This is a genomic window from Mitsuaria sp. MSU3D, assembly GCF_056867975.1.
Map to the genome: position 1 here is coordinate 6224564 of NZ_CP200314.1, position 25236 is coordinate 6249799.

The following is a 25236-nucleotide window of genomic DNA, read 5'->3' on the forward strand; positions in this document are numbered from 1 at the left end:
GAATCGATGCCTTCTCCCAGCACGATCCAATGACAGCCACCGAGCACGCCGAACTCTTGCACATGCTTCGCGCCGCGGTGGAGGAAACATACGCCGCCTTCGCCGAGTTCCGCAGGCCAGCCCTGCCGCTGGATGTCTGCACGGTCTGTTGCGTGCCGGAAGAAGTGGCGAAGCAGTTGCACGAGTGGCCGTTGAAGCGGCTGACGGTCGAGCATCTTTTTGAGTACGGCGATTCCGCAAAGAGTCAGGTGCAGAACCCTGCAGAGGTGGGATATTTCGTGCCGCGCATGTTGGAGCTGTTGGCGGAGGGGGCCGAGATCCGTCATTCGCTTGCGATTGCCTTGGATCGCATGGGGGGATGTCCACCCGGCAGTTGGACGGTGACGCAACAGTCGGCCCTGTTGCGCTTTGCGTCGGCCTACTTTGCGCTTGCAATCCGTGGCGGCGTCGTCGATCCGCGCGGGCGAGTATTGCCGGATGATCCTTTCGAGGTGCTCTTGATGTTCGATGGCGGAGGAATCGCGATCCAGCCGCTGTTGGCGCATTGGTTGGAATGCGATGACCCGATGTCCACCGTGCAGTTCGTCAGGCAGAGCCATTGGGACTTCTGGCACGAGCATGACTACCGCAATCCCTTTGCCTCGGATCGCGGAACATTCCGGCAGGAGATTCGCGAGTGGATGTTGGACGCCAGTACTCGGCGCAGGTTCACCGAGAAGTTGCTGGCGTCGGACTTTCTGGCGATCGTGCCGACTGTGTGCGGTGACGCGCATGTGTCCTTCGCCACGATGGTCGAAGGCGTGTTCGAGCATCTCGTGCGCTGAACGCGCTGCTGGAGCAAGGCCCCGGTCTTCGGGGCCTTGTTGTTTCCGGCGATGCGAAACGGCCGCTGCCGTCGCCGGACTCCGCGGAAGGACTCAGGATTCGCGGGCTGGCAAGGGCGCGCTGCCGACCATATCGACCTCGCCGTCGCCGCCGCTCAGCGAGCCCAGCGCCCGGCGCATGCCGCTGGCGCTCGGCGATTCGATGTAGACGCACTTCTTGTTGTGCCGCTTGCAGTGGTCCTTCACGCGCCAATACGCGTCGTGGCTGATGCAGCCGGTCTGGCAGATCACGAGGTCCGCCGCCGCCAAGCTCGCGTCGAGCTTGGAGACTGCGTCCTCTTCGCCGCCATCGTGGTGGAGGAACCGACCGCCGGTGCGTTCGATCAACTGACGGTAGATCGGCACCACCGCCGGCCGACCGCCGACGCACAACACCGAGCGTTCGTCGAGCGACGGCAGCGTGCCTTCAGCGTTCGGTTGTGAATCAGCTTGCAGCGATGCCTGCGCCTGCTGCTGGTCCCGTTGGCGCTCCGACAACGCCAGCGCCTGCTGCAGTTCGTCCGCGCGGCGCTGCTCGCGTTCCGCCTGCTGGCGCGAGGTCAGCAGCGCGCGCTCCAGCTGATGGATGCGGTCCTGTTGCGTCTGCAGGTGCTTCGCCTGCTCATGGCGATGGCGCAGGCCGGGGATGCTTTCTTCGAGTTGCTGCAGCTCGTCGCGCAGTCCCGCCGCCAGCGTGTCGCGCGCCAGCAGCTCGCCGCGCAGGCGCAGGCACTCGGCCTGCGACAGCTCAAGCTCCCGGGCCCGCTCCGCGAGCAGCCGCGTGCTGCGCGACTGCGCCTGCGCCAGTTCGCGCGTCAGGATCGCGTGCTCGTCCTGCAGCTCATCGAGCCGCTGCAGGTCCGCGCGGTTCGCCGCGCCGACCTGGTGCTGCAGCATGTGGATGTCGCGCAGCACCTGCTCCTGCAGTGCCGCGTCGCACCGCGCATGCGTCAGCGCGCCCCACAGCGCGCCGCCGACGTCGTTGCCCTGTTGCGCGGCGTTCCACCAGCGTGTCAGCGACTCCGCCGTCTTGTGCTGCGCGGACTGTCGCAGCGCGATCGAGAAGCGCTGGTCCAGCTCCTTTTGCAGCATCTCCGACACCGGCCCGCGGCGCGCGCATTCGTTGATCGCGCCGCAGTGCATCTCGTAATCGTTGGTCAGCGCCTGACCGCCGAGCAGCTTGCCCAGCTTGCGGCGCAGCACGGGCATCGGCAGGCACACGCCGATCACTGGGCACAGCGCCTGCGCCGGCAGTTCCCATAGGCGCCGACGGCGCGAACCGCGCGGCACCGGCATATCGTCGGACGACGAGGACGAGGACGAGGACGAGGACGAAGAGGAGGAGGACAAGGGCGAAGCCTCGCCGCGCGCCAGCGCCTGCGCCAGCGGCAGTCCCGCCACGGCGGCCGGAACAGCGTCGCCTTCCTGCATGAAGACGCCACCTCCTGTCACCGCGCCCGCGGCGGATGCCAGCACGGGGGAATCGCCCAGCGGGTCGGAAGCGCTCGCGCCGGGACGCGCCAGCAGGCTCAGGAGCGAAGTGGGGATCGGCTTGTCGCACATGGGGTGGACTCCTTACTGCAAGGGGGACGCCTGGAGCGCGAAGCGCACCGGGTACTCGACCCAGCTGACCAGTCGCTGGTCGCCGCGCCGGGCCGGGATGAAGGAACAGGATTCGGCGACGCGGCGCGCCGCCTCGTCCAGCAGCCGCCAGCCGCTGCCGCCGGCCACGACGACCTCGGCGGCATGACCGTCGGCGTCGACCTTGACGCGTAGCACGACCTGACCCTGGATGCCGCGGTCACGCAGCATGGCCGGATAGTGGCGCGCGGTCTGCTGGGCACTGCATGCGCGGTGGTCGGCGGGCATCTGGACCGGGGAATCGCCGGTGGCCGGCGCGGGCAAGGGCATCGGCGCAGGCGGAACGACCGCCGCCGTGGCCACGACCACGGCGGCCACGGCGGGCGCGACGACTGCGACGGGCCGGGCCTTGGCCGGGTTCTGGTCCGCCGTCGCGGCCGCCGGCGGATCGAATCGGAGCGGCGTCGCCGCGACAGCGATCGGCGGCGTTGCCTCGATTTGCACGGGCGGTGGCGGGATGTCCGGTATCGGCGGAACGCTCAGCGCCGAGCGTGGCAGTTCGATGGGGATCGACGGCGTGATCGGCGCCGTCGTCGATGGCACCAGTCGCGCGCTGATCGTCATCGGCGCCGGTGCGGGCGAGCGCTTCGGCGCGAAGGCGCCGGCCAGCGCCAGCAGCAGGGCCGCATGGATTACGGCGGTCATGGCCCAGCCGCTCCAGCGCGGCATTCGGCCGTGCAGTTGCAGGGCAGTGGCACTCATGCCCGCGCTCCCACCGCGCCGCCGAGCATCGGCAGGATCGCGAGTCCATGTTGGTCGCGCAGCAGTCGCAGTCTCGTGTCGTAGAGCTGTTCCAGCAGCGGCAGCGTGGCCGGCAGCGCGTCGCAGTCGGCCAGCAGCCGGCCGGACTTCATCAGCCACAGCCGGTCGACATGATTCATCGCGAGGTTGAGGTCGTGCAGCACCGCGACCAGCGCATGGCCGCGCTCCGCCGCGAAGTCCGACATCGCCGCCATCAGCGAGACGCTCAGTCCCGGATCGAGCGCCGCGACCGGTTCGTCGACCAGCAGCAATCCGTCGCGCGCATCCCAGGCCTGTGCGAACACACGTGCCAGTTGCACGCGCGCCTGCTCGCCGCCGGACAGCGTGTCGAAGCGGCGACCGAGGAGGTGATCGGCCTGCGCGTGCGCCAGCGCCTCGCGCACGATCGCATCCTGGCGGCCGTCGCCCTGACGCGCGACGCGGCCCAGGGCGACGACCAGCTCGACGGGCAGGCCGAACGCGACGCCATGTTGTTGCGGCAGCACCGCGCGTCGTTGCGCGAGATCGGCCGGTGACCAGGCTGTGAGGGGACGTCCGTCGAAATGCAGCGTGCCCGATGCCGGACGCAGTTCGCGCGCGATGAGTCGCAGCAGGGTCGACTTGCCGGCGCCGCTCGGGCCGAGGATCGCGATGCGCTCGCCCGGATCGACGCGCAGCGTCACCGGTCCGATCGTTGCGTGGCCCAGCGTCACGCGCACGTCCTGCAGGGTCAGCAGCGAGGCCATCACGCGCCCCCCAGGCGGCGGACCGCGCCGCGCAGCAGGACCAGGAACCAGGGCGCGCCGATCAGCGCGCTGAACACGCCGACGGGGATCTCCGCCGGCACCGCCAGCGTCCGCGCGAAGGTGTCCGCCACGACCAGCAGCAGCGCGCCCGCGAGCATCGCGTTGGGCAGCACCTGGCGCTGGTCGGCGCCGACCAGTTGCCGGGCCAGGTGGGGCGCCATCAGGCCGATGAATCCGATGTTCCCGCACCAGGCCACCGCCAGCGCCGACAGGAGGGCGACCATGGAGATGCACCACCAGCGCAGCCGTTCGACATCGATGCCGACGTGGGCGGCCGCCGCCTCGCCAAGCGCGAGCGCGTTCAGGCGCGGTGCGATGCGAAGCGCCACCGCGCCGAGCACCAGCAACGCGACGCCCATCACCGCGGCCATGATCCAGTTGGCGCCGGCCAGCGAGCCGAGCGTCCAGAAGTTGATCGCGCGCAGTTGCTCGTCGTTGGCGATGAAGCTGCACAGGCCGACGATCGCGAAGGTCATGGCCTGCAAGGCCAGCCCGCACAGCAGCAGCGCCGCGATCGAGCCCGGCGCCAGCCAGCGCGAGAGCCGGTCCAGCGAGAAGCACACCGCCAGCGCGCCGCCGAAGCCGACCAGCGGCAGCAGCCACAGTCGCGCCTCCGCGGGCAGCGCGGCGTGCAGGCCGGCGAAGACCGTCAGGGTGAGCGCCACCGCCGCGGCGGCGCCGCTGGTGACGCCGAGCAGGCTGGGCTCGGCCATCGGATTGCGGAAGAGCGCCTGGCTGAGCGCGCCGGCCAGGCCGAGCGCCGCGCCGACCGCGAGCGTCAGCCCGAGGCGCGGCAAGCGCAGTTGCCACAGCACGTGCGCGCCGCCGGTCTTGGGGGCGTCGCTCCACGGACCGTTGAGCCAGTCCGCCGCCGCGATCGGCACCGCGCCGAACTGCACCGCCACGATGAGCGCGAGCACCAGTGCGACCGCCAGCAACATCGGACGCGACCACGCGCGGCGCGACCACGCGTGTCGCGCCGACGTCGCGGCCACCGGCGAAGATCGCGAGGGCAGGGCGGATCCGATCGTGCTCATCGTGCTGTCCGTCGTGTGGTTGGCCGTGCCGTTCGTCGTTCTGTCCGACGCTGGACGCTCACGCCGCCTTGCCCGTACCCGCCGGCGCATGCAGGGCCTGAGCCAATGTCGAGACAGCCTTCGGCGTGCGCGGTCCGAAGCCGAGCAGCGCCATCGTTTCCATCACGACCACGCGTTTGTTTTGACCGGCCGGCGTCTGCGCCAGGCCTGGCAGTTTCAGCAGACCGTCGATGCCGCCGCTCGCGTCGACGCCCTGCGTCGTCGCGAGGATCACGTCCGGCGCCGCGGCGATCGCGGCCTCCGGTGAGAGCATCTTGTAGCCATGGGCGTCGCCGAGCGCATTGGTCGCGGCGGCGTAGCCGATCATCGCGTCCGCCGCCGTGTCGGCGCCGGCGATGCGCGCCTGGTTCGCCGCGTTCGACAGCACGAAGAGCACGCGCGGCGCGCGATGGCCGGCGGCCAGCTTCGTCACCTGCGCCCGGCTGGCGCTCCATTCGGCCCGCAGCTTCTGCGACAAGGCGGCGGCTTGCTGCTGGCGGCCGAGCAGATCGCCGAGCGCCTGGGTGCGTTCGAGCACGCCTTCGAAGCGGTGCTCCGCGCGCAGCACGTGCAGCGGCACCTTCGCGGCCTCGAGCTGGCGCAGCACCGCGGGCGGGCCGGCTTCCTCGGTCGCAACGACCATCGTCGGCGCCAGCGACAGCAGGCCTTCGGCGGCGAGCGTGCGCGCGTAGCCGACGTTGGGCAGCTTCGTCGCGGCGGCCGGATACAGCGAGGTGCTGTCCACACCGACCAGCTCGGCTTGCGCGCCCAGCTCATAGATCAGCTCGGTCAACGCGCCACCGACGGCGATGACGCGCTGCGGCGCGGCCCACGCGCGGCCGCTGATCGACAGCAGGGCCGCGACCGGCGCCAGCGACAGGACGTGGCGGCGGCTCAGCACGGCACGGTCTCCGTTGGCGCGCCTTCGACGAGGCTCTCCAGCAGGTTGCGCCAGTCGCAGCGCTCGGCCTGACCGGGCTTGCGTTCGCCGAACAGCATCGCGATCGTGCGGCCCTGCGCGTCGAACAGCTCCAGCGAGCACACCAGCCCGTCGATCGTGGGCTTGCGCACCAGCCACGCCGAGGCGATGTGGTCCTCGCGCAGATGCAGGTTGAAGCCCGGATCCAGCACGTTGATCCACGGCCCCATCATCGCGACGTTGTTCACCGGGCCGCTGTGGATCTGGATCATCCCGGGGTTGCCGACGAAGACCATGATCGACACGTTCTCCTGCGCGGCGCGGCTCAGCAGCTCCTGCGCGCTGGACAGGGCCAGCGGCTGCGCGAAGCGCGGCTCGGCCAGCCGCAGCGCCTGCGTTCGGCTCAGGCCGTGCCGCTTGAGCAGGCCGAAGAAGTCGTGCGTGTCGCGCAGCGACGCCCACTCGCTGCGGAAGGCCGCGACATCGACGCGCTCGTCGGCAATCTCCGCTGGGTCTTGCCACGCGTCGCCGGGCTCGAAGCCGGGCTGCTGGTCTTCCGCCAGGAAGCGATCGACCAGCGCCTCATAGGCGGCGAGGTCGCTCTCCGGCTTCACGAAGACCTTGTGGATGGCCTGGCCGGCGGCATCGAAGAACTGCAGGCTGCGCTGCAGCGCGCCGTCCGAGAGCCGCTCCGCGACGGCGAAGCCGTGGCGCCAGTGGCTGTAGAAGATGCGCAGGTCGATCGCGCCACCCAGCACCAAGCCGACCTGGCGCTGCGGTCCCTGCGCGCTGACGGCGGTGTAGACGCCGACCTTCTCGTGGACGCAGGACTCGTTGCGCGTCAGCGCCATCACCGGCCCCAGCGGCTCGAGCGCGGCGATCAGGTCCTGCCACTCGGCGCGCAGACGGCGCGCGCGCAGCGGGGACTCGTCGTCGGCGAACGGGCCGGCGTGGGCGGCGAGCAGCGCGCCTTCGGAGATGCGCAGGTCGCTGGCGATGTCGCGGTGGCGGGCCTTGCGCTCCGTACGCGCGGTGGCGAAGGCCTGTCGCAGGGCGGTGAAGCTGGCTTGCATGGCGGAAGACTCCTGATCAGAAATCGGCGCGCAGCGTCACCTGGAAGGCGCGGCCGGGGGCGGTGTAGCTGTCGATCACGGCCAGGGCCGCCGGCGTGGCGGCGCTGATGCCGGTCACGTCGCCCCAGCGCCAGTACTTCTTGTCGAAGAGGTTGGTGACGTACGCGGAGATCGAGAAGGTCTTGTCGAAGCGGTACGCACCGCCGAGGTCGACCACGTCGTACTTCTTCGGCGTGTACTGGGTCGCCGTGCTGACGTCCGACGGCTTCTTGCCGGAGCTGTGCAGCCAGTTGGCCTCGACGGCCCACGGACCGGACTCGTAGTGCGCGCCGATCTTTCCGCGCAGCGGCTGCACGCTGTCGAGCGGTGTCTCGACGCCGTTCTCGATGCTGTGGCCGCGTGACTTCGCCACCGATGCGTTCACGTTGAAGGTCGACGAGATGTCCCAGACGAAGCGCGCCTCGACGCCTTTGATCCGGGCCTGGCTCAGGTTGACGTACTGGAAGATCGCCGGGTTCGCGGGCGTGAAGGCGCCGCCGACCATCTCCTGCGAGATGAAGTCGCGATAGCGGTTGTCGTAGGCGCTCAGCTGCCAGCGCAGCGTCTCCAGCAGCTTGCCGCGCAGGCCCAGTTCCCAGCTGTTGGCGTGTTCCGCCTTCAGGTCGGGATTGCCGATGCTCTGGTAGCCCTGGATCGGATTGGCGAAGCCGTTGTTCACCTGGTCCGGCGTCGGCGCGCGGAAGCCCTGCGCCCAGTTCACGTAGGGCTGGACAGCGGGCGTGGCGCGCCAGATCAGGCCGATGCGCGGCGTCACGGCCTGGTCCGACAGCGAGACGATCTGGCCGGTGTAGCCGTCCTGCTTCGGCGACAGCTTGTAGTGCTCGAAGCGCAGCGCGGGAATGATCGTGAAATCGCCCGCCTCGATCTCGTCCTGCACGAAGGCGCCGGCCAGCGTGTACCTGGTGTCGGGGAAGGGCTTGCTCGGGAAAGTCTCCCCGGCCGGCGGGACCGTGCCGTCACGCACGCCTTCGATCGTGTTGCGGCTGACGTCGATGCCGTAGCTCAGGCGCTGGTGGGCCAGCTGCGTCTGCGCCTGCGAGCTCAGGCCGATCACGCGTTCCTTGTACGTGCCCAGCCGCGTGCGGTCCGCGGCGGTGTTGCGGTCCTCGTAGGAGAACTGACGCGTCTCGCTGTCCTGCACGTAGACATGCGTCGTCGCCTGCTGCAGCCAGGTCGCGTTCAGGTCCTCGTAGCGGTGCTCCAGCGAGACCCGCGTGCGGTCCATCTTGTCGTGCGCGTCCAGCGCCAGCACGGCCGTCGACGGCAGCGTGCCGGTCGCCGGCGGGGCGGTCACGGCCGTCAGCACGTTGGTGTCGATCTTGCGCTCGCGGTATTCGAGCGTGCCCATCAGGCGATGGTTCGCGTTGACGCGATAACCGAGCTTGGCCATCACGCTGTGGGTGTCGACGTCGGTCGGGTTGGGCTTGGTGCGGGTGGCGTTGGCCGCGCCGTTGTCGCCTTCGTTCTTCGTCTCGTGGCCGCGCTGGACCGACGCCTGCACCAGGCTGCTCCAGTCGCCGGCACCGAAGGCGACCGCGGCGCTGGCGCGTTTGGAGTCGTCGACGCTCAGCGCGCCCAGGCGCGCGAAGCCGGCGAAGGTCTTGCCGTTCACCAGCAGGTCCTCCGGCGACAGCGTGCGCAGGCTCAGCGCGCCGGCCAGGCCGTCGCTGCCGTAGGAGGTGGACGTCGGGCCGCGCAGGACCTCGACGCTCGCCAGGCTGTTGAGATCGACGAAGTCGGCGCGGCCGCTCGCGAACGCGCCGAACGCGAAGCTCTGCGGCAGGCGGATGCCGTCGACCATCATCAGCACCCGGTTGCCCTCCAGGCCGCGGATGTTGATGCCTTCATTGCCCGAGCGGCCCGTGGACGCGCCCGCGGCCGTGAAGCGCGGTGTCATCGCCTTCACATCGAGGTCGACCTCGTCGGACAGCAGGTCCTTCAGGTCGCGCGCGTCGCGGCGATCAAGCTGCTTGCGGTTCTTGACGGTGACCGTGTTGGGCACCGCGTCGACCGAGCGTTCGGTGCGGGTCGCGGAGACGGTCAGTTCGCCGAGCTGTTGGGGGTTCTCGGCGTTCGGTGGGGTCGTGGCGGCCGTCGTCTGGGCGAATGCCAGCGGGAAAGCCAAGGACAGGGCGAGCGCGACGGGCGTCGGGCGCAATTGCATGGTGACGAAATCCTTGTAGTTCTTGGGATCTCGCACGGGCTGGCACGACGCGGGCTGGTGCGGCGGGCGGTCCTCGCGGACGGCCGGCGTTCAGAAGGGAAAGCGAAACGGAAAGGGAAACCGCGACAGCGATCGCGAGCGGCGGACCGGTCCTCGGCCGGCCGCCGCCCGGCGGATCACTTGGTCAGGATGAGCTTGCCCAGCGATGTCACACGCAGCCGGTAGAGCGAGCCGGCGTGTTCGATCTCGACCTCCCGGTCGTTGCCCATCAGCGCCTGGCTGCTGATGCGGCGGCGCTGGACCAACGGAACCGCTTCGCGCGGCGAACCTGCGGCGACCCGTGCGCTGTCCAGCGCAACGGCTTGCAGGGCTTCGAGATGGGAGTGGTGGTGGGCATTCATGCGACGCATCTTAATGAGAACGATTCGCAATAGCAACCAAGAATCGCGACGATTGGATTTTTCTTGTCGGATCGCGTCCGGACGGCCTCTCCTCAGAGGCGGCGCCGACGGAAACGGGCTGCGAATACTTCGCATGCAGAGCGGGGCCGCCGGGTCTTGTCCCCATTCGTCGTAGGGATGAGGACAATGCGCCCAATCCCACCGAATTCCAGGAGAAGAACATGAAGGGCGACGCCAAGGTCATCGAGTACTTGAACGCGCAGCTGAAGAACGAGCTGACCGCGATCAACCAGTACTTCCTGCACTACAAGATGTACAAGAGCTGGGGCCTGGAGCGCCTGGCCAAGCACGAGTACGCCGAGTCCATCGAGGAGATGAAGCACGCCGACAAGCTGATGGATCGCATCCTGCTGCTGGAAGGCCTGCCCAACCTGCAGGACCTGGGCAAGCTCTACATCGGCGAGAACGCGGTCGAGGCCCAGCATTGCGACCTGAAGATCGAGATGGGCAGCCATCCGCTGCTGAAGGAAGCCATCGCCTACTGCGAGAGCGTGCGTGACTACATCTCCCGCGAGGTGCTCGAGGAGATCCTCGCCGACACCGAAGAGCACATCGACCATCTGGAAACCCAGATCGAGTTGATCGCGCAGATCGGCGAACAGAATTGGCTGCAGAGCCAGATGGGCGACGCCAGCTGAACGCCAGCCCGCCCATCCCGGGGCCCCAGCCGCCGCCAGGAACCCCGAAGCCCCGCTCGCCGGGGCTTTTTTTCGTCCGCTTGGCGGTCAGGCTGCGTCTGGAGGACGGGGGGCGTCATCCGTGTCGTTGTTCACCGACAGTTGTCCGACGCGCTGAGGGGACTCTGCAACTCAATTGAGAGGGATTCGCGTTTGCGTTAGTATTCCGGCCATCCCAGGTTCATCCTGACTCGCCGCCGCCATGATCGTCTGCCTCTGCCATCGAGTTTCCGACCGCGATATCCGCCGCACCGTGGCCGACGGCGTTCACAACTTCGACGTGCTCCAGGACGAGACGCAGGTGGCCTCCGCCTGCGGCAGCTGCCACGACTGCGCGCGCGATGTCTTCAATGAAGCCCTGCGCCACTGCGCCGCCGCCCACGGCGTGACCTGCGCCAGCACGTCGCGCGTCATCCCGATCGCGCAACTGGCCGCCTGATCGAAGGCGTTCTGCTCGCGAAAGCGTCCTGATGCCCGGCGGCTGATCGAGCCGCTTCCGGCAACAGCGCCGGACGAAGAAAAACCGCAGACCGGTCCCCCGGTGCTGCGGTTTCTTTTTTGAGGCGTCGAGGCGCGCGAGGCGCGCGAGGCGCCTTCGACTTCCGCGCCGATTACTTGGCGGCGGAGGCGCCTTCAGCCGGCTTCTCAGCCTTCTTGTGGCTGGTCTTGTGCGCGGCGGTCTTGTCGCCGGCGGCCTTGTGGTGCTTCGCAGCCTTGTGCTCGGTCTTGGCGTCGGACGCCGGAGCGGCGGTCGCCACCGGAGCCGCTTGCGTGGCGGGCGCTGCCGGGGTGGCGGTGCCTTGGGCCATCGCGGCGCCGGCAATCAGCAGGGCGGGGATCAGGGCCAGGGTCTTGATGGTCTTGAAGGCTTGCATCTGGTTTCTCCAGCGGGTTGAACAAGGTGAGCAGACAACGACGCCGCGACACGATGTGTTGACAGCCCCGTGCAGCTTTGCAATGGGTTACGCAATCCGCACGGGTTCTTCACGGGTCAGGTCTTGCGCGCTGTCGGACCCGGGAGCCATCGGGCAAGATGCCGCGCACGCATTCAGGAGACCCCGATGACAGCCCCCCACGCCACCTTCGACTGGACCCTCGGCTACGCGAGCCAACGCAGCCCGGTCTTCGCGCGCAATGTCGTGTCGACCTCGCATCCGCAGGCCGCGCAGGCCGGTCTGCGCATCCTGGGGCAGGGCGGCAACGCGGTGGACGCCGCGATCGCGACCGCGGCCTGCATAACGCTGCTCGAGCCCTGCAGCAACGGCCTCGGCTCGGATGCCTTCGCGATCGTGTGGGACGGGAAGACCTTGCAGGGGTTGAATGCCTCCGGCATCGCGCCGCAGGCGTGGACGCCCGAGTACTTCGACCGCAAGCACGGCGCCGGCGCATCGCTGCCGCTGCGCGGCTGGGACGCGGTGACGGTGCCCGGCGCGGTGGGCGGCTGGGTCGCGTTGAGCGAGCGCTACGGCAAGCTGCCGTTCGCCGACCTGATGGCGCCGGCGATCGAGATCGCCGAGCGCGGCTACGCCGTGCCGGTGATCGTGCAGGGCAAGTGGCGCCTCGCGTCCGAGGTCGCGGACCTCGTGTCGCAACCGGGCTTCGCCGAGGCCTTCCTGCCCAAGGGCCGCGCGCCCGAAGTGGGGGAGGTGTTCCGTTTCGCCGCGGCCGCGCGCACGCTGCGCCTGATCGCGCAGACGAAGGGAGAAGCCTTCTACCGCGGTGAGATCGCCGAGGCCACCGCGGCTTTCGCGCGCGAGACCGGCGGCGCGATCACCGCCGCCGACTTCGCCGCCTATGCGCCGCAGTGGGTGGACACGATCTCGATGGACTATGCCGGCCACACGCTGCACGAGATCCCGCCGAACGGGCAGGGCATCGCGGCGCTGATCGCGCTGGGCATCCTCAAGCAGTTCGACATCGCGTCGCTGCCCGCGGACAGCGCCGCTTCCCATCACCTGCAGATCGAGGCGATGAAGCTCGCCTTCGCCGATACCTACCGCTACGTCAGCGATGCGCGGACGATGGAAGTCCAGGTCGCCGAACTGCTGGACCCGGGCTACCTCGCCGAGCGCGCGAAGCTGATCGACCGGAACAGGGCGCAGGACTTCCAGGCCGGCAATCCGGTCAAGGGCGGCACCATCTATCTGACCGCCGCCGACGAGAACGGCATGATGGTCAGCTTCATCCAGAGCAACTATCACGGCTTCGGCTCGGGCGTCGTGGTCCCGGCCTACGGCCTGTCATTGCAGAACCGCGGTCATGGCTTCACGCGCGAGGCGGGTCATGCCAACGTCGTCGCGCCGGGCAAGCGGCCGTTCCACACGATCATCCCGGCCTTCCTGATGAAGGACGGCCAGCCGCAGATGAGCTACGGCGTGATGGGCGCCAATATGCAGCCGCAAGGTCACCTGCAGACGCTGGTGCGGATGCTCGACCATCGCCAGCATCCGCAGGCCGCTTGCGACGCGCCGCGCTGGCGCTACAACGCGGGGCTGTCGATCAACGTCGAGTCGACGATGAACCCCGAAGCCGTCGCGGGACTGCGGGCGCTCGGCCACGAGATCGCCGGGATCAGCGACAGCTACCAGGACTTCGGCGCGGGGCAGTTCATCTGGCGCCTCGGCGATCCGGCGGTGGAGGGTTACGTCGCGGCCAGCGATCCGCGGCGCGACGGTGCGGCTGCGGGGTGGTGAACCCGCTGCGCGTGCGGGGCAGGGCCGCTCCCCTGCCTTTCCTCACTTGTGGACGACATGACGGCGCTGATAGCATCGACGCCTTCTTCCTCCCCGGAAGCTCTCACGCCACGATCAACGATCGGAGCCGACTGATGACCAAGCTGCTCGACCGCACCAGAAACGACGCCCTGGCGTCGGTGCGCGCGCTTGGCCAGGCCGGCTGGGCGCGACGACCGTAGGCATCTTCACGATGCCCGCCGGCCCGCTGCGGCCGGACTCCCAGGTCCCTGGCTTTCCGCGACCGCGACGCCGACGCGTCCCGCTCGCCCGGTCCGCACCCGGCGCACGACGCCCCGCGCGGCCCGCATCCGGAGTTTCATCATGTTGCCCAAGAGGACAACCACGTGGGTCGACCGTCTGCTCGACCGCCTGCTGGATCTCATCCGGCTCCCCGCCGGCGATCTGCTGCGCAACCTCGTCTACCGGCGCCTGTGGACGTCGATCCTGATCAGCTCGCTGGGCGGGCAGATCACGCTGCTGGCGCTGCCGCTGACCGCGGCGGTGCTGCTGCATGCGTCGCCGACGCAGATGGGCGTGCTGACGGCGATGGAACTCGTGCCGTTCGTGCTGTTCTCGCTGCCCGCCGGCGTGTGGCTGGACCGCGTGCGCAAGTTGCCGGTCTACATCGTCGGGGAGCTCACGCTGGCCGTGGCCGTGGCCAGCGTGCCGATCGCCCACTGGCTGGGCTGGCTGGGCATGCCCTGGCTGTACTTCGTCGGCTTCCTGCTCGGCACCGTGTACACGATCGCGGGCAGCGCCTCGCAGATCGTGCTGACGCAGGTGGTGAGCCGGGACCGGCTGGTCGAGGCGCATGCGAAGAACGCCCTGGCCTCGTCGGGCGCGGAAGTCGCCGGTCCCGGTGTGGCGGGCGCGCTGATCAAGCTGGTCGGCGCGCCGCTGGCGCTGGCGGTCGACGCGCTGCTGCTGGTGGCCTCCGCGGCGATCCTGCGCGGCGTCAAGGTCAATGAGACCCTGCATCGCCTGGACGGTGCCGATTTCTGGCGCGACCTGAAGGCCGGCGTCGCCTTCGTGCGCGGCAAGCCCATGCTGGTCGCGCTGGCCTGCGCGGTCGGCGGCTGGCAGATGTTCAACCAGGCGGCGCAGGTGGTGCAGATCCTGTTCGCGACGCGCGTGCTCGGGCTGTCGGCGCAGAGCGTCGGCCTGTCCTACATCGCGCTGGGCGCCGGCACGGTGCTGGCGAGCGCCATCGGCCACCGCGTCAGCGCGCGCCTCGGACCCGGGCCTTGCCTGGTCAGCGGCTTCGCGCTGTGCGGCGTCGGCTGGGCGGCGCTGTGCGTCGCGCCGGCCAACGCCTGGGGCGTCGCGGCCTTCGCCTTCACGCTGTTCATGTTCGGCATCGGCGCGGTGTTCATCTTCATCAACTTCCTGTCGCTGAGACAGGCGGTGACGCCCGGGCCGCTGCTGGGCCGCATGACCAGCACGATGCGCTGGCTCATCCTGATCCCCGCCGGTCCCGGCGCGCTGATCGGCGGCTGGCTCGGCGAGCACGTCAGCCTGCGCGCCGCGCTGGCCTTCGCCGGCGTGGGCGCCCTGCTGCTGGCGGCGCTGGCCTGGCAGGTCCAGGCCATCCGTTCGGTGAAGGTGCTGCCCAAGGTCGAGGATGAGGAGCCCCCGCTGGGGGCCGAGGCGATGCCTGGCGTCCCTCCTGCGAGTCAGACGGGCGGCACGAACTTGCAGCCGGCCAACGGCAACTGACAGGACCGCCTTCCATCATGCGAGTCATGCCTGCCGACGACCCCATCCTCATCGACGTTCCCGAGCGCCTGGAGACCTCGCGTCTCCTGCTCCTGGCACCGCGGGCGGGCCTCGGGCCTGTCCTCAACCGCGCCGTCCTCGACGCCCAGGAGCACCTCAAGCCCTGGATGCCCTGGGCGCACGAGACGCCCAGCGTCGAGCAGTCCGAGGCGATCGCGCGGCGCATGCAGTCGCAGTTCCTGCAGCGGCAGCACCTCGCCTACTACCTGCATGAGCGCGAGCCGGACGGCCAAGCGGGCCGGCTGATCGGCGGCGCGGGACTGCACACGTTGGAATGGAAGGTGCGCCGCTACGAGCTCGGCTACTGGATCAGCCCGTCGCACACCGGGCGCGGGCTGGTGTCTGAGGCAGTGATCGCGTTGGCGCGCATGGCCTTCGGCCAGTTGCGTGCGCGTCGCCTGGAGATCCGCACCGATTCGCGCAATGCGGCCAGTCGGGCGGTCGCCGAGCGCTGCGGCTTCTCGCTCGAAGGGCTGTTGCGCGACGACGCGCTGAACGTCACCGGGCAGCTCAGCGATACCTGCATCTACGGGATGATCTCGATCAACGAGTTGATCGATCCCTCGCGCTGAAAGCGACCGCGCGCACGGGGCGCTGCGTTGTCCGGCCAGGTCCGCCGAGGTTCCGCGATCGGCGGCTCAGGCCGTCGGGCTGAAGCGGTCGACCGCGTCGGTGATGATGCCGTCGACGCCGTTGGCGATCAGCCATTGCGCGGCAGCGGCGTCGTTCACCGTGTAGACCAGCGCCTTCATCTCGGCCTCGTGCAGGCGAGCCACCAGCGTCTGATCCATCAGCGCGTAATGCGTGATGACGGCGCGGCAGCCCAGCGACTGCGCCAGTTGCAGCCAGCCGTCGCCCTCGAGCTTGTCGAGCAGCAGACCGCGCGGCACCTGCGGCGCGGACTCGCGCGCACCGCGCAGCGCCTCCGGCTGGAAGCTGCTGAACAGCACCGAGTCTGGCGCCGTCTCTTCCCACAGGCGCAGCACCTCGCCCCCGACGACCTCGCCGGTGCGGAACTCGTCGCCCGGGGTGGGCTTGATCTCGATGTTCAGCGCGTGCTGGTTGCGGCGCACGAAGGCGGCGATGGCTTCGAGGCTGGCCGGCGGTTCGCCCGCGAATGCACGGCTGTGCCAGCGGCCCGCGTCGAGCCGGGACAGCTCGCTCCAGGTCCGGTCCGCGGCGCGGCCGCGCGAGGTCGTCGTGCGGTCGAGCGTCGCGTCGTGCAGCAGGAACGGAACGCCGTCGGCGCTCAGCTTCACGTCGCACTCGAAGGCGCGGTAGCCGTGGCGCGCGCCTTCGCGGAAGGCCGCCAGCGTGTTCTCCGGCGCCAGCTTGCCCGCGCCGCGATGCGCGACCCAGAAGGGCAGCGACCAGGGCCAGTTGGTCTCGTCGTCGAGGATCGGTGTCCGGTTCGTCATGTCGTTCTCCCTGATCGTGGATCCTCGAAGCCAGGCAAGGCGTGCGCGCTCAGTCGACGCGCTGCCCCGTCGCGGGATCGAACCAGTGCAGCCGCTGGGCCGGCGCCGTCAGCAGCACCTCGGCGCCAGGTTGCGGCGGCGTGTCGGTGCCGTCGATGCGCAGCGTGAAGGCCGCATCGCCGAGACGGCCGTACACCAGCCGTTCCGCGCCCAGCATCTCGACCATGTCCACCTTCAGCGGCCAGGCTGTGGTGTCGCCCGCGACGATCTGCCCATCGTGCGGCAGCGCGTGTTCGGGACGCAGTCCGAGGATCAGCTCGCCCTCGCGCGGCGCCGGTTGTGGCAGCGGCAGGGCGGTGTTGCCGATGACGAAACGCCGACCCTCGACGCGGCCCTTGAGCAGGTTCATCGCCGGCGAGCCGATGAAGCTCGCGACGAAGGTCGTGGCCGGGCGGCCGTAGACCTCGTCGGGCGTGCCGAACTGCTCCATGCGCCCGCCGTTCATGACGACGATGCGCTGCGCCAGCGTCATCGCCTCGACCTGGTCGTGCGTGACGAACAGCGAGGTCACGCCCAGCTCGCGGTGCAGCTTCTGGATTTCCAACCGCGTCTGCACGCGCAGCTTGGCGTCGAGGTTGGACAGCGGCTCGTCGAACAGGAAGACCTGCGGATCGCGCACGATCGCGCGGCCCATCGCGACGCGCTGGCGCTGGCCGCCGGAGAGTTCGCGCGGCTTGCGCTGCAGCAGGTGCGCGAGTTCCAGGATGCGCGCGGCCTTGTCGACGCGCTCGCGGATCTGCGCTTCGGACAGCTTGCGGATCTTCAGCCCGTAGGCCATGTTCTCGAACACGCTCATGTGCGGGTAGAGCGCGTAGTTCTGGAACACCATCGCGATGTCGCGGTCCGCGGGCTCGATCTCGTTGACGACGCGCTCGCCGATGGCGATCTCGCCGCCGCTGATCTCTTCCAGCCCCGCGACCATGCGCAGCAGCGTGGACTTGCCGCAGCCCGACGGACCGACGATGACGACGAACTCGCCGTCCCGGATCTCGGCGTTGACGCCGTGGACGACGGGGTTGGCCTTGGCGCCGCTGCCGTATTGCTTGACGACGTTGCGCAGGGAAATGCTTGCCATCGGAGTCTTCTCTCGTTTTACTTGTCGGCGCTTGGTGGTCGGCGGTTATTTCTCGGCGGTTGCTTCCCGGCGCTTACTTCTCGGTGTCCACCAGACCCTTCACGAACCAGCGCTGCATCAGCACCACGACCAGCGCCGGCGGGATCATCGCCAGCATCGCGGTGGCCATGATGATGTTCCAGTCGTTGGCCGCGTCGCCGCCGCTGATCATGCGCTTGATGCCGATGACGACCGGGTACATCTGCTCGTCGGTCGTGACCAGCAGCGGCCACAGGTACTGGTTCCAGCCGTAGATGAACTGGATGACGAAGAGCGCCGCGATGCTGGTCTTCGACAAGGGCAGCAGCACGTCGCGGAAGAAGCGCAGCGGACCGGCGCCGTCGATGCGCGAGGCTTCGACGAGCTCGTCCGGGATCGTCAGGAAGAACTGCCGGAACAGGAAGGTCGCGGTCGCCGAGGCGATCAGCGGTACCGTCAGCCCGGCGTAGGTGTTGAGCATCTTCAGGTCGGAGACGACCTGGTAGGTCGGGCCGATGCGCACTTCCACCGGCAGCATCAGCGTGACGAAGATGGCCCAGAAGAAGAAGTTCCGCGCCGGGAAGCGGAAGTAGACGATCGCGAAGGCCGACAACAGCGAGATCGCGATCTTGCCCACCGCGATGACCATCGCGGAGACGAAGCTGATCCACATCATCTGGCCGACCGGCGCCTTGGAGCCGCCGCCGGTGTTGCCGAACAGCGCGGCCGCATAGTTGTCCAGCAGGTGCGATCCCGGCAGCAGCGGCATCGGGGACTGGACGATCTCCGCGGCCGTCTGCGTCGACGCGACGAAGGCGATGTACAGCGGGAAGGCGACGATCAGCACGCCGAGCACCAGGATCAGGTGCGACAGCATCGTCAGGGCGGGGCGACGCTCGACCATGTCAGTACTGCACTTTCTTTTCGACGAAGCGGAACTGCAGGACCGTCAGCGTGATCACGATGACCATCAGCACGACGCTCTGCGCGGCCGAGCCGCCGAGGTCCAGCGCCTTGAAGCCGTCGTAGTAGACCTTGTAGACCAGGATCGCGGTGTCCTTGCCGGGGCCGCCGTGGGTGGCCGCGTCGATGATGCCGAAGGTGTCGAAGAAGGCGTAGACCACGTTGATCACCAGCAGGAAGAACGAGGTCGGCGACAGCAACGGGAAGGTGATCGTCCAGAAGCGGCGCCACGGGCCGGCGCCGTCGATCGCGGCGGCCTCCAGCAGCGACTTCGGGATGGACTGCAGCCCGGCCAGGAAGAACAGGAAGTTGTAGGAGACCTGCTTCCAGATCGCGGCCATCACGACGAGGGTCATCGCGTGGTCGGCATTGAGCAGGTGATTCCAGTTGATGCCCATCTGCTGCAGGCCGTAGGCGACCACGCCGATGGACGGCGCGAACATGAACAGCCACAGCACGCCCGCGATCGCCGGCGCGACCGCGTAGGGCCAGATCAGCAGCGTCTTGTAGACCGGCGCGCCGCGCACGACGCGGTTGGCCATCGTGGCCAGCAGCAGCGACACCGCCAGCCCGATCACCGCCACCAGCAGCGAGAACACCGCCGTCGTCTTGAACGAGGCGAGGTAGCTGTCGTCCTCGATCAGGTTCTGGAAGTTGGCCAGGCCGACCCACTCGGTCGACAGGCCGAAGGCGTCCTGCTGCTGCAGGCTCTGCAGCAGCGCCTGCGCCGCGGGCCAGAAGAAGAACACGCCGATCACCAGCGCCTGCGGCGCCAGCAGCAGCCAGGGCAGCCAGCGCGATCGGAACACCACGCGTTTCTGTTGGGACATCCGGGGAGGGCGTCGAAAGAGGAATCGGAAAGGGCGGGGAGACCGGAGCGCGACGGCGCCCCGGTCGGCTCAGCCGGGGGTCAGGACTTGTTGGCCTTCTGGAAGCGTTCCAGCAGTTCGTTGCCGCGCTTGACCGCGGCGTCCAGGCCTTCCTTGGGTTGCTTCTTGCCGGCCCAGACCTGTTCCAGCTCCTCGTCGATGACGGTGCGGATCTGCGCGAAGTTGCCCAGGCGCACGCCGCGCGACTTCTCCGTCGTCTTGCGGATCATCTGCTGCACGGCGACGTCGGTGCCCGGGTTCTGCTTGTAGAAGCCGCTCTGCTCGGTCAGCTCGTAGGCCGCCTTGGTCACCGGCAGGTAACCGGTGCGCTTGTGGCTCTCGGACGCGACGTCGGCCCTGGACAGGTACTGGAAGAACGCGGCCACGCCCTTGTACTCGGCCGGCTTCTTGCCGGACATCACCCACAGGCTGGCGCCGCCGATGACGGTGTTCTGCGGCGCGCCGGGCACGTCGGGGTAGTAGGGCAGCGGCGCGATGCCGGAGGCGAACTTGGCGCTCTTCTTGATGTTGGCGTAGAGGCCGGAGGAGCCGGTCTCCATCGCGCACTCGCCGGAGTAGAAGGTCGCGTCGGCGCTGTTGCCGCGGCCCTTGTAGACGAACAGGCCCTGCTTGGCCATGTTGGCCAGGTTCTCGATGTGGCGCACGTGCAGCGGCGAGTTGAACGCCAGCCGCGCGTCGAGGCCGCCGAAGCCGTTGTTCTTCGTCGCGTACTCGACGTTGTGCCAGGCGGAGAAGCTCTCCAGCTGCGTCCAGCTGACCCAGCTCGTGGTGAACGGGCACTTGTGGCCGGCGGCCTTGAGCTTGGCGGCGGCGGCGGCGACCTCGGGCCAGGAGCTCGGCGGCTTGTTCGGGTCCAGGCCGGCGGCCTTGAACGCGTCCTTGTTGTAGTGGAAGACGGTGGTCGAGCTGTTGAACGGGAAGCTCAGCATCTGGCCGTTCGGCGCGGTGTAGTAACCGGCGACGGCGGGCACGTAGGCGCCGTTGTCGAACTTCACGCCGGCCTGCTGCATGACCTGGCCCACCGGCACGATCGCGCCCTTGCTGGCCATCATCGTGGCGGTGCCGACCTCGAAGACCTGCAGGATGTGCGGCGCGTTGCCGGCGCGGAAGGCGGCGATGGCGCCGGCCATGGACTCGTCGTAGCTGCCCTTGTAGGTCGGGACGATCTTGTAGTCCTTCTGGCTGGCGTTGAAGTCCTTGGCCAGGTCGTTGACCCAGTCGCCGAGGGCGCCGCCCATCGAGTGCCACCACTGGATCTCGGTCTGCGCCGACGCGGCGGCGGGGGCGATCAGCGCGGCCAGCGCGACGGCCGATGTGGCCAACAGGGAAGTCGGGAGGTGCTTCATGGGTCTCCGATGCTCGGGGAGGGTGGTTCTGCGGTCCGCGGCGGACGTCGTCGGGTGGACGGTCCGCCGAGGGCCGGCGAGCTTATCCAGCCATTGTGACACTGGCGAACTTCCCCGCAGCCGCTGCAGCATCGCTTCGGGCGCCCCGCGTCGTTGCAAGTCCTCGCCATAGCGTTGCTATGGCTGTGGCTTGCGCCTAGCGGTGCATCCCGAATCGATGCCGCATCGGCCGCGGGGACGCCGAGGTTTATAGAGTCCCTCGCCGGGGATGGCCCTCTGGGGGTGGGTTAGGATTCCAACCATTGCCCAGACCGGGCCGGCCGCTGATCGCGGCCATTCGCGAACGCCGCTTCCATGCCCGTGTCCAGCGGGTGCGGGGACCACAAGTCCAGGGCGCTGTCCGGTCGCGGGCCCTTGCCTTCTCCGCCTGTCTTTCCAGCCTGGCATCGGTGTCCGCTCCCCTGGACGCCGGCCTGCCGCAACCCCGGTGCGCGAGCACCTGGCCGCCATGAATGCACCGCATCTGCTGATGCCCGCCGACCCCGCGATGGCCGGCGACCCGAACCAGCCGCACGCGCCCGCCGCCCGGCTGCGCGAGATTCCGTACAACTACACGTCCTTCTCCGATCGCGAAATCGTCCTTCGCCTGCTCGGCGCCCGCGCATGGCAACTGCTCGACCAGCTGCGCACCGAGCGTCAGACCGGCCGCTCCGCGCGGATGCTGTACGAGGTGCTCGGCGACATCTGGGTCGTGCAGCGCAATCCGTACCTGCAGGACGACCTGCTGGACAACCCCAAGCGTCGCGAGGCGCTGATCGGCGCGTTGCGCCATCGCCTGGGCGAAGTGCAGCGCCGCCGTCATCCGGAAGACGACGCCAAGCGCGACGCCTGGGTCGGCGAGCTGCTGACCGCGGCGGAGGCGGCGGTGGCCGCGTTCTCGCACCAGTTCGAGCAGGTGGCCGAACTGCGCAAGCGCGCGACCAAGGTCTTCGCGAAGACCACCGCCAAGGACAACATCAAGTACGACGGGCTGTCGCGCGTCGCGCACGTGACCGACGCGACCGACTGGCGTGTCGAGTACCCCTTCGTGGTGCTGACCCCGGACACCGAGGCCGAGATGGCTGCGCTGGTGGCGGGCTGCTTCGAGCTGGGGCTGACGGTCATCCCGCGCGGCGGCGGCACCGGCTACACCGGCGGCGCGGTGCCGCTGGTCTGGAACAGCGCGGTGATCAACACCGAGAAGCTCGAGGCCATGCGTGGCGTCGAGATGCAGCGCCTGCCGGGCCTGGATCGCGAGATCCCGACGATCTGGACCGAGGCCGGCGTCGTCACGCAGCGCGTGTCGGACCTGGCGGAGCTGCACGGCTTCGTCTTCGCGGTCGATCCGACCTCGGCCGAGGCCTCGTGCGTCGGCGGCAACATCGCGATGAACGCCGGCGGCAAGAAGGCGGTGCTCTGGGGCACGGCGCTGGACAACCTCGCCTCCTGGCGCATGGTCACGCCGGATGCGAAGTGGCTCGAGGTCGTGCGCGTCAACCACAACCTCGGCAAGATCCATGACGTCGAGGTCGCGAGCTTCGACCTCCACTACTACGACGCGACCGGCAAGACGCTGGAGCGTACCGAGCGCCTGGACATCCCGGGCCGCACCTTCCGCAAGGAGGGCCTGGGCAAGGACGTCACCGACAAGTTCCTCGCGGGCCTGCCGGGCATCCAGAAGGAAGGCTGCGACGGCCTGATCACCAGCGCGCGCTGGATCGTGCACCGCATGCCGGCGCACGTGCGCACGGTCTGCCTGGAGTTCTTCGGCAATCCGAAGGACTGCGTGCCGTCGATCGTCGACATCAAGGACTTCATGTTCGGCGAGATGAAGAAGCCCAACGGGGCCATCCTCGCCGGCCTCGAGCATCTGGACGACCGCTACCTGAAGGCGGTCGGCTACGCCACCAAGAGCAAGCGCGGCGGGCTGCCGAAGATGGTGCTCATCGGCGACATCGTCGGTGACGACGCCGATGAGGTCGCGCGCGCCACCAGCGAGGTCGTGCGCCTGGCCAACGGCCGTTCGGGCGAAGGCTTCGTCGCGGTCAGCGCCGATGCGCGCAAGAAGTTCTGGCTGGACCGCAAGCGCACGGCGGCGATCTCCAAGCACACGAACGCGTTCAAGGTGAACGAGGACGTGGTGATCCCGCTGCCCCGCATGGGCGAGTACACGCTGGGCATCGAGCGCATCAACATCGAGCTGTCGCTGCGCAACAAGCTGGCGCTGATCGACGCGCTGCGCACCTTCTTCGCCGACGGCAACCTGCCGCTGGGCAAGGGCGACGACGCCGGCGAGATCCCGAGCGCGGAGCTGCTCGAGGACCGCGTGGCGCAGGCGCTGGCGCTGCTGGACGAGACCGGCCTGCAATGGCGCACCTGGATGCAGGAGCTGGACGTCCCTCGTGAAGGCGATCGCTCCTACTTCGAGCAGCTCCAGGACTACACGCTGCGCGCGAGCTGGAAGCGCCAGATCCTCAAGCCGCTGCAGGACGTCTTCGCGGGCGGCGCCTTCGCGCCGATCCTGGAGGAGTGCAAGCGCATCCACAAGGAAGTGCTGCGCGGTCGCGTCTGGGTGGCGCTGCACATGCATGCCGGCGACGGCAACGTGCACACCAACATCCCGGTGAACTCGGACAACTACGAGATGCTGCAGACCGCGCACGAGGCGGTCGCGCGGATCATGACGCTGGCGCGCTCGCTGGACGGCGTGATCTCCGGCGAGCACGGCATCGGCATCACCAAGCTCGAGTTCCTCACCGATGAGGAGCTGGCGGGCTTCGCCGGCTACAAGGCCCGGATCGATCCGGAAGGGCGCTTCAACAAGGGCAAGCTGCTGCGCCCGGGGACCGGCGGCCGTGGCAGCCAGACGACCTTCGCCGACCTGACCAATGCCTACACGCCCAGCTTCGGGCTGATGGGGCATGAGTCGCTGATCATGCAGCAGAGCGACATCGGCGCGATCAGCGAGTCCATCAAGGACTGCCTGCGCTGCGGCAAGTGCAAGCCGGTGTGCGCGACGCATGTGCCGCGCGCCAACCTGCTCTACAGCCCGCGCAACAAGATCCTCGCGACCTCGCTGCTGGTCGAGGCCTTCCTGTACGAGGAGCAGACGCGCCGCGGCGTGTCGATCAAGCACTGGGAGGAGTTCGAGGACGTCGCCGACCACTGCACGGTGTGCCACAAGTGCCTGAACCCGTGCCCGGTGAAGATCGACTTCGGCGACGTCACGATGAACATGCGCAACCTGCTGCGCAAGATGGGCAAGAAGAGCTTCCGCCCCGGCAATGCGGCGGCGATGCTGATGCTCAACGCGACCAACCCGGAGACGATCAAGATCGCCCGGGCGGCGATGGTCGGCGTCGGCTTCAAGGCGCAGCGCATCGCGCACAGCCTGCTCAAGCGCGTCGCGCGCAAGCAGACCGGCGCGCCGCCGGCGACCGTGGGGACCGCGCCGATCAAGGAACAGGTCATCCACTTCATCAACAAGAAGCTGCCGGGCGGTCTGCCGAAAAAGACGGCGCGCGCGCTGCTCGACATCGAGGACAAGGACTACGTCCCCATCATCCGCAATCCGCAGAAGACTTCGGCGGAAGCGGAGGCGGTCTTCTACTTCCCGGGTTGCGGTTCGGAGCGGCTGTTCAGCCAGGTCGGCCTGGCGACGCAGGCCATGCTCTGGCACGCCGGCGTGCAGACCGTGCTGCCGCCGGGCTACCTCTGCTGCGGCTACCCGCAGCGCGGGTCGGGTCAGTTCGACAAGGCCGAGAAGATCATCACCGACAACCGCGTGCTGTTCCATCGCGTGGCCAACACGCTGAACTACCTCGACATCAAGACGGTGGTGGTCAGCTGCGGCACCTGCTACGACCAGCTCCAGGGCTACAAGTTCGAGGACATCTTCCCCGGCTGCCGCATCATCGACATCCACGAGTACCTGCTCGAGAAGGGCATCCAGCTCGACACCAAGCAGGCCTACCTCTATCACGATCCCTGCCACTCGCCGATGAAGCTGCAGGATCCGATGAAGACCGTCAAGGCGCTCGTCGGCCCCGAAGTCATGAAGAGCGAACGCTGCTGCGGCGAGAGCGGCACGCTGGGTGTCACGCGACCGGATGTGTCGACCCAGGTCCGCTTCCGCAAGGAAGAGGAACTGCGCAAGGCGGAGACGCAGCTGCGGGCGGCGGGCAAGGTCGGCGCCGAGGAGAATCTCAAGATCCTCACCAGCTGCCCGTCCTGCCTGCAAGGGCTCAGCCGCTACGGCGACGATCTGCAGAACGGCCTGCTCGAGGCGGACTACATCGTCGTCGAGATGGCCCGCAAGATCCTCGGGGAGAACTGGATGCCCGAGTACGTCGCCAAGGCCAACAACGGGGGCATCGAGCGGGTGCTGGTCTGAGGACCTGAGCCGCCGACGCGCCGACGCGACGTCGGCGCGACG

At 68.7% G+C, this 25236-nt stretch carries 21 protein-coding genes; 7 read left to right on the forward strand and 14 right to left on the reverse strand.

Translation table 11 applies throughout. The annotated features are described in order from the left end of the window. Positions 1-29 precede the first annotated feature (29 nt). On the forward strand, positions 30-824 hold the full coding sequence (locus tag AC1VNM_RS27425) for a hypothetical protein (protein WP_483109017.1): 795 nt from the start codon (positions 30-32) through the stop codon (positions 822-824). A gap of 93 nt (positions 825-917) precedes the next feature. On the opposite strand, the gene AC1VNM_RS27430 is transcribed toward AC1VNM_RS27425, so the two are convergent. From AC1VNM_RS27430 to hemP, 8 genes are all read right to left on the reverse strand, one after another. Next, complete coding sequence (locus AC1VNM_RS27430; RefSeq protein WP_483109018.1) at positions 918-2426, reverse strand: DUF2325 domain-containing protein; 1509 nt, start codon at positions 2424-2426, stop codon at positions 918-920. Positions 2427-2438: 12 nt separating this feature from the next. Continuing rightward, on the reverse strand, positions 2439-3206 hold the full coding sequence (locus AC1VNM_RS27435) for an energy transducer TonB (RefSeq protein WP_483109019.1): 768 nt from the start codon (positions 3204-3206) through the stop codon (positions 2439-2441). Continuing rightward, positions 3203-3991 (reverse strand): ATP-binding cassette domain-containing protein, encoded by a 789-nt coding sequence (locus AC1VNM_RS27440; RefSeq protein WP_483109020.1) that lies wholly within the window; start codon positions 3989-3991, stop codon positions 3203-3205. Before AC1VNM_RS27440 ends, AC1VNM_RS27435 begins: the two co-directional genes overlap by 4 nt. After that, complete coding sequence (locus AC1VNM_RS27445) at positions 3991-5088, reverse strand: FecCD family ABC transporter permease (protein WP_483109021.1); 1098 nt, start codon at positions 5086-5088, stop codon at positions 3991-3993. Before AC1VNM_RS27445 ends, AC1VNM_RS27440 begins: the two co-directional genes overlap by 1 nt. Before the next feature lie 58 nt (positions 5089-5146). Continuing rightward, complete coding sequence (locus AC1VNM_RS27450; RefSeq protein WP_483109022.1) at positions 5147-6028, reverse strand: heme/hemin ABC transporter substrate-binding protein; 882 nt, start codon at positions 6026-6028, stop codon at positions 5147-5149. Further along, positions 6022-7119, reverse strand: coding sequence for a hemin-degrading factor (locus AC1VNM_RS27455; protein ID WP_483109023.1), 1098 nt, complete (start codon positions 7117-7119; stop codon positions 6022-6024). The genes AC1VNM_RS27450 and AC1VNM_RS27455 overlap by 7 nt, the downstream gene beginning before the upstream one ends. 16 nt (positions 7120-7135) lie before the next feature. Next, positions 7136-9343, reverse strand: coding sequence for a TonB-dependent hemoglobin/transferrin/lactoferrin family receptor (locus AC1VNM_RS27460; RefSeq protein ID WP_483109024.1), 2208 nt, complete (start codon positions 9341-9343; stop codon positions 7136-7138). A gap of 176 nt (positions 9344-9519) precedes the next feature. Further along, positions 9520-9744: a hemin uptake protein HemP gene (gene hemP / locus AC1VNM_RS27465; protein ID WP_483109025.1), complete on the reverse strand. Its 225-nt coding sequence runs from the start codon at positions 9742-9744 to the stop codon at positions 9520-9522. A 221-nt stretch (positions 9745-9965) separates the two neighbouring features. On the opposite strand from hemP, the gene bfr reads away from it, so the two are divergent. Together bfr and AC1VNM_RS27475 are read left to right on the forward strand one after the other, a co-directional pair. Further along, on the forward strand, positions 9966-10442 hold the full coding sequence (bfr, locus tag AC1VNM_RS27470) for a bacterioferritin (RefSeq protein ID WP_377157270.1): 477 nt from the start codon (positions 9966-9968) through the stop codon (positions 10440-10442). A gap of 241 nt (positions 10443-10683) precedes the next feature. Beyond that, positions 10684-10920, forward strand: a complete 237-nt coding sequence (locus tag AC1VNM_RS27475; RefSeq protein WP_377157268.1) for a (2Fe-2S)-binding protein — start codon at positions 10684-10686, stop codon at positions 10918-10920. A 172-nt stretch (positions 10921-11092) separates the two neighbouring features. On the opposite strand, the gene AC1VNM_RS27480 is transcribed toward AC1VNM_RS27475, so the two are convergent. Beyond that, entirely contained in the window at positions 11093-11356 is a 264-nt protein-coding gene (locus AC1VNM_RS27480; protein ID WP_377157266.1) for a hypothetical protein, read from the reverse strand. Positions 11357-11542: 186 nt separating this feature from the next. On the opposite strand from AC1VNM_RS27480, the gene AC1VNM_RS27485 reads away from it, so the two are divergent. The 3 genes from AC1VNM_RS27485 to AC1VNM_RS27495 all read left to right on the forward strand — a co-directional run bounded on the left by AC1VNM_RS27485 (position 11543) and on the right by AC1VNM_RS27495 (position 15564). After that, a complete protein-coding gene (locus tag AC1VNM_RS27485) occupies positions 11543-13174 on the forward strand; it encodes a gamma-glutamyltransferase family protein (RefSeq protein WP_483109026.1) in 1632 nt (543 codons plus the stop codon). Positions 13175-13537: 363 nt separating this feature from the next. Beyond that, on the forward strand, positions 13538-14932 hold the full coding sequence (locus AC1VNM_RS27490) for an MFS transporter (RefSeq protein WP_483109027.1): 1395 nt from the start codon (positions 13538-13540) through the stop codon (positions 14930-14932). A gap of 17 nt (positions 14933-14949) precedes the next feature. Further along, positions 14950-15564, forward strand: coding sequence for a GNAT family N-acetyltransferase (locus AC1VNM_RS27495; protein WP_377157258.1), 615 nt, complete (start codon positions 14950-14952; stop codon positions 15562-15564). Between the two features lie 66 nt (positions 15565-15630). On the opposite strand, the gene ugpQ is transcribed toward AC1VNM_RS27495, so the two are convergent. The 5 genes from ugpQ to ugpB form a co-directional block, all read right to left on the reverse strand. After that, positions 15631-16410: a glycerophosphodiester phosphodiesterase gene (gene ugpQ / locus AC1VNM_RS27500; protein ID WP_483109028.1), complete on the reverse strand. Its 780-nt coding sequence runs from the start codon at positions 16408-16410 to the stop codon at positions 15631-15633. Positions 16411-16459: 49 nt separating this feature from the next. Further along, positions 16460-17545 (reverse strand): sn-glycerol-3-phosphate import ATP-binding protein UgpC, encoded by a 1086-nt coding sequence (locus AC1VNM_RS27505; RefSeq protein ID WP_483109029.1) that lies wholly within the window; start codon positions 17543-17545, stop codon positions 16460-16462. 73 nt (positions 17546-17618) lie between these two features. Further along, positions 17619-18467, reverse strand: coding sequence for a sn-glycerol-3-phosphate ABC transporter permease UgpE (ugpE, locus tag AC1VNM_RS27510; protein WP_483109030.1), 849 nt, complete (start codon positions 18465-18467; stop codon positions 17619-17621). Between the two features lies 1 nt (position 18468). Further along, positions 18469-19356 carry a sn-glycerol-3-phosphate ABC transporter permease UgpA gene (ugpA, locus tag AC1VNM_RS27515; RefSeq protein WP_483109031.1) on the reverse strand — a complete coding sequence of 296 codons (888 nt, stop codon included), beginning with the start codon at positions 19354-19356 and terminating at the stop codon, positions 18469-18471. Positions 19357-19436: 80 nt separating this feature from the next. After that, positions 19437-20762 (reverse strand): sn-glycerol-3-phosphate ABC transporter substrate-binding protein UgpB, encoded by a 1326-nt coding sequence (gene ugpB, locus AC1VNM_RS27520; RefSeq protein ID WP_483109032.1) that lies wholly within the window; start codon positions 20760-20762, stop codon positions 19437-19439. Between the two features lie 508 nt (positions 20763-21270). On the opposite strand from ugpB, the gene AC1VNM_RS27525 reads away from it, so the two are divergent. Then, positions 21271-25194 (forward strand): DUF3683 domain-containing protein, encoded by a 3924-nt coding sequence (locus AC1VNM_RS27525; RefSeq protein WP_483109033.1) that lies wholly within the window; start codon positions 21271-21273, stop codon positions 25192-25194. Positions 25195-25236: the final 42 nt, after the last annotated feature.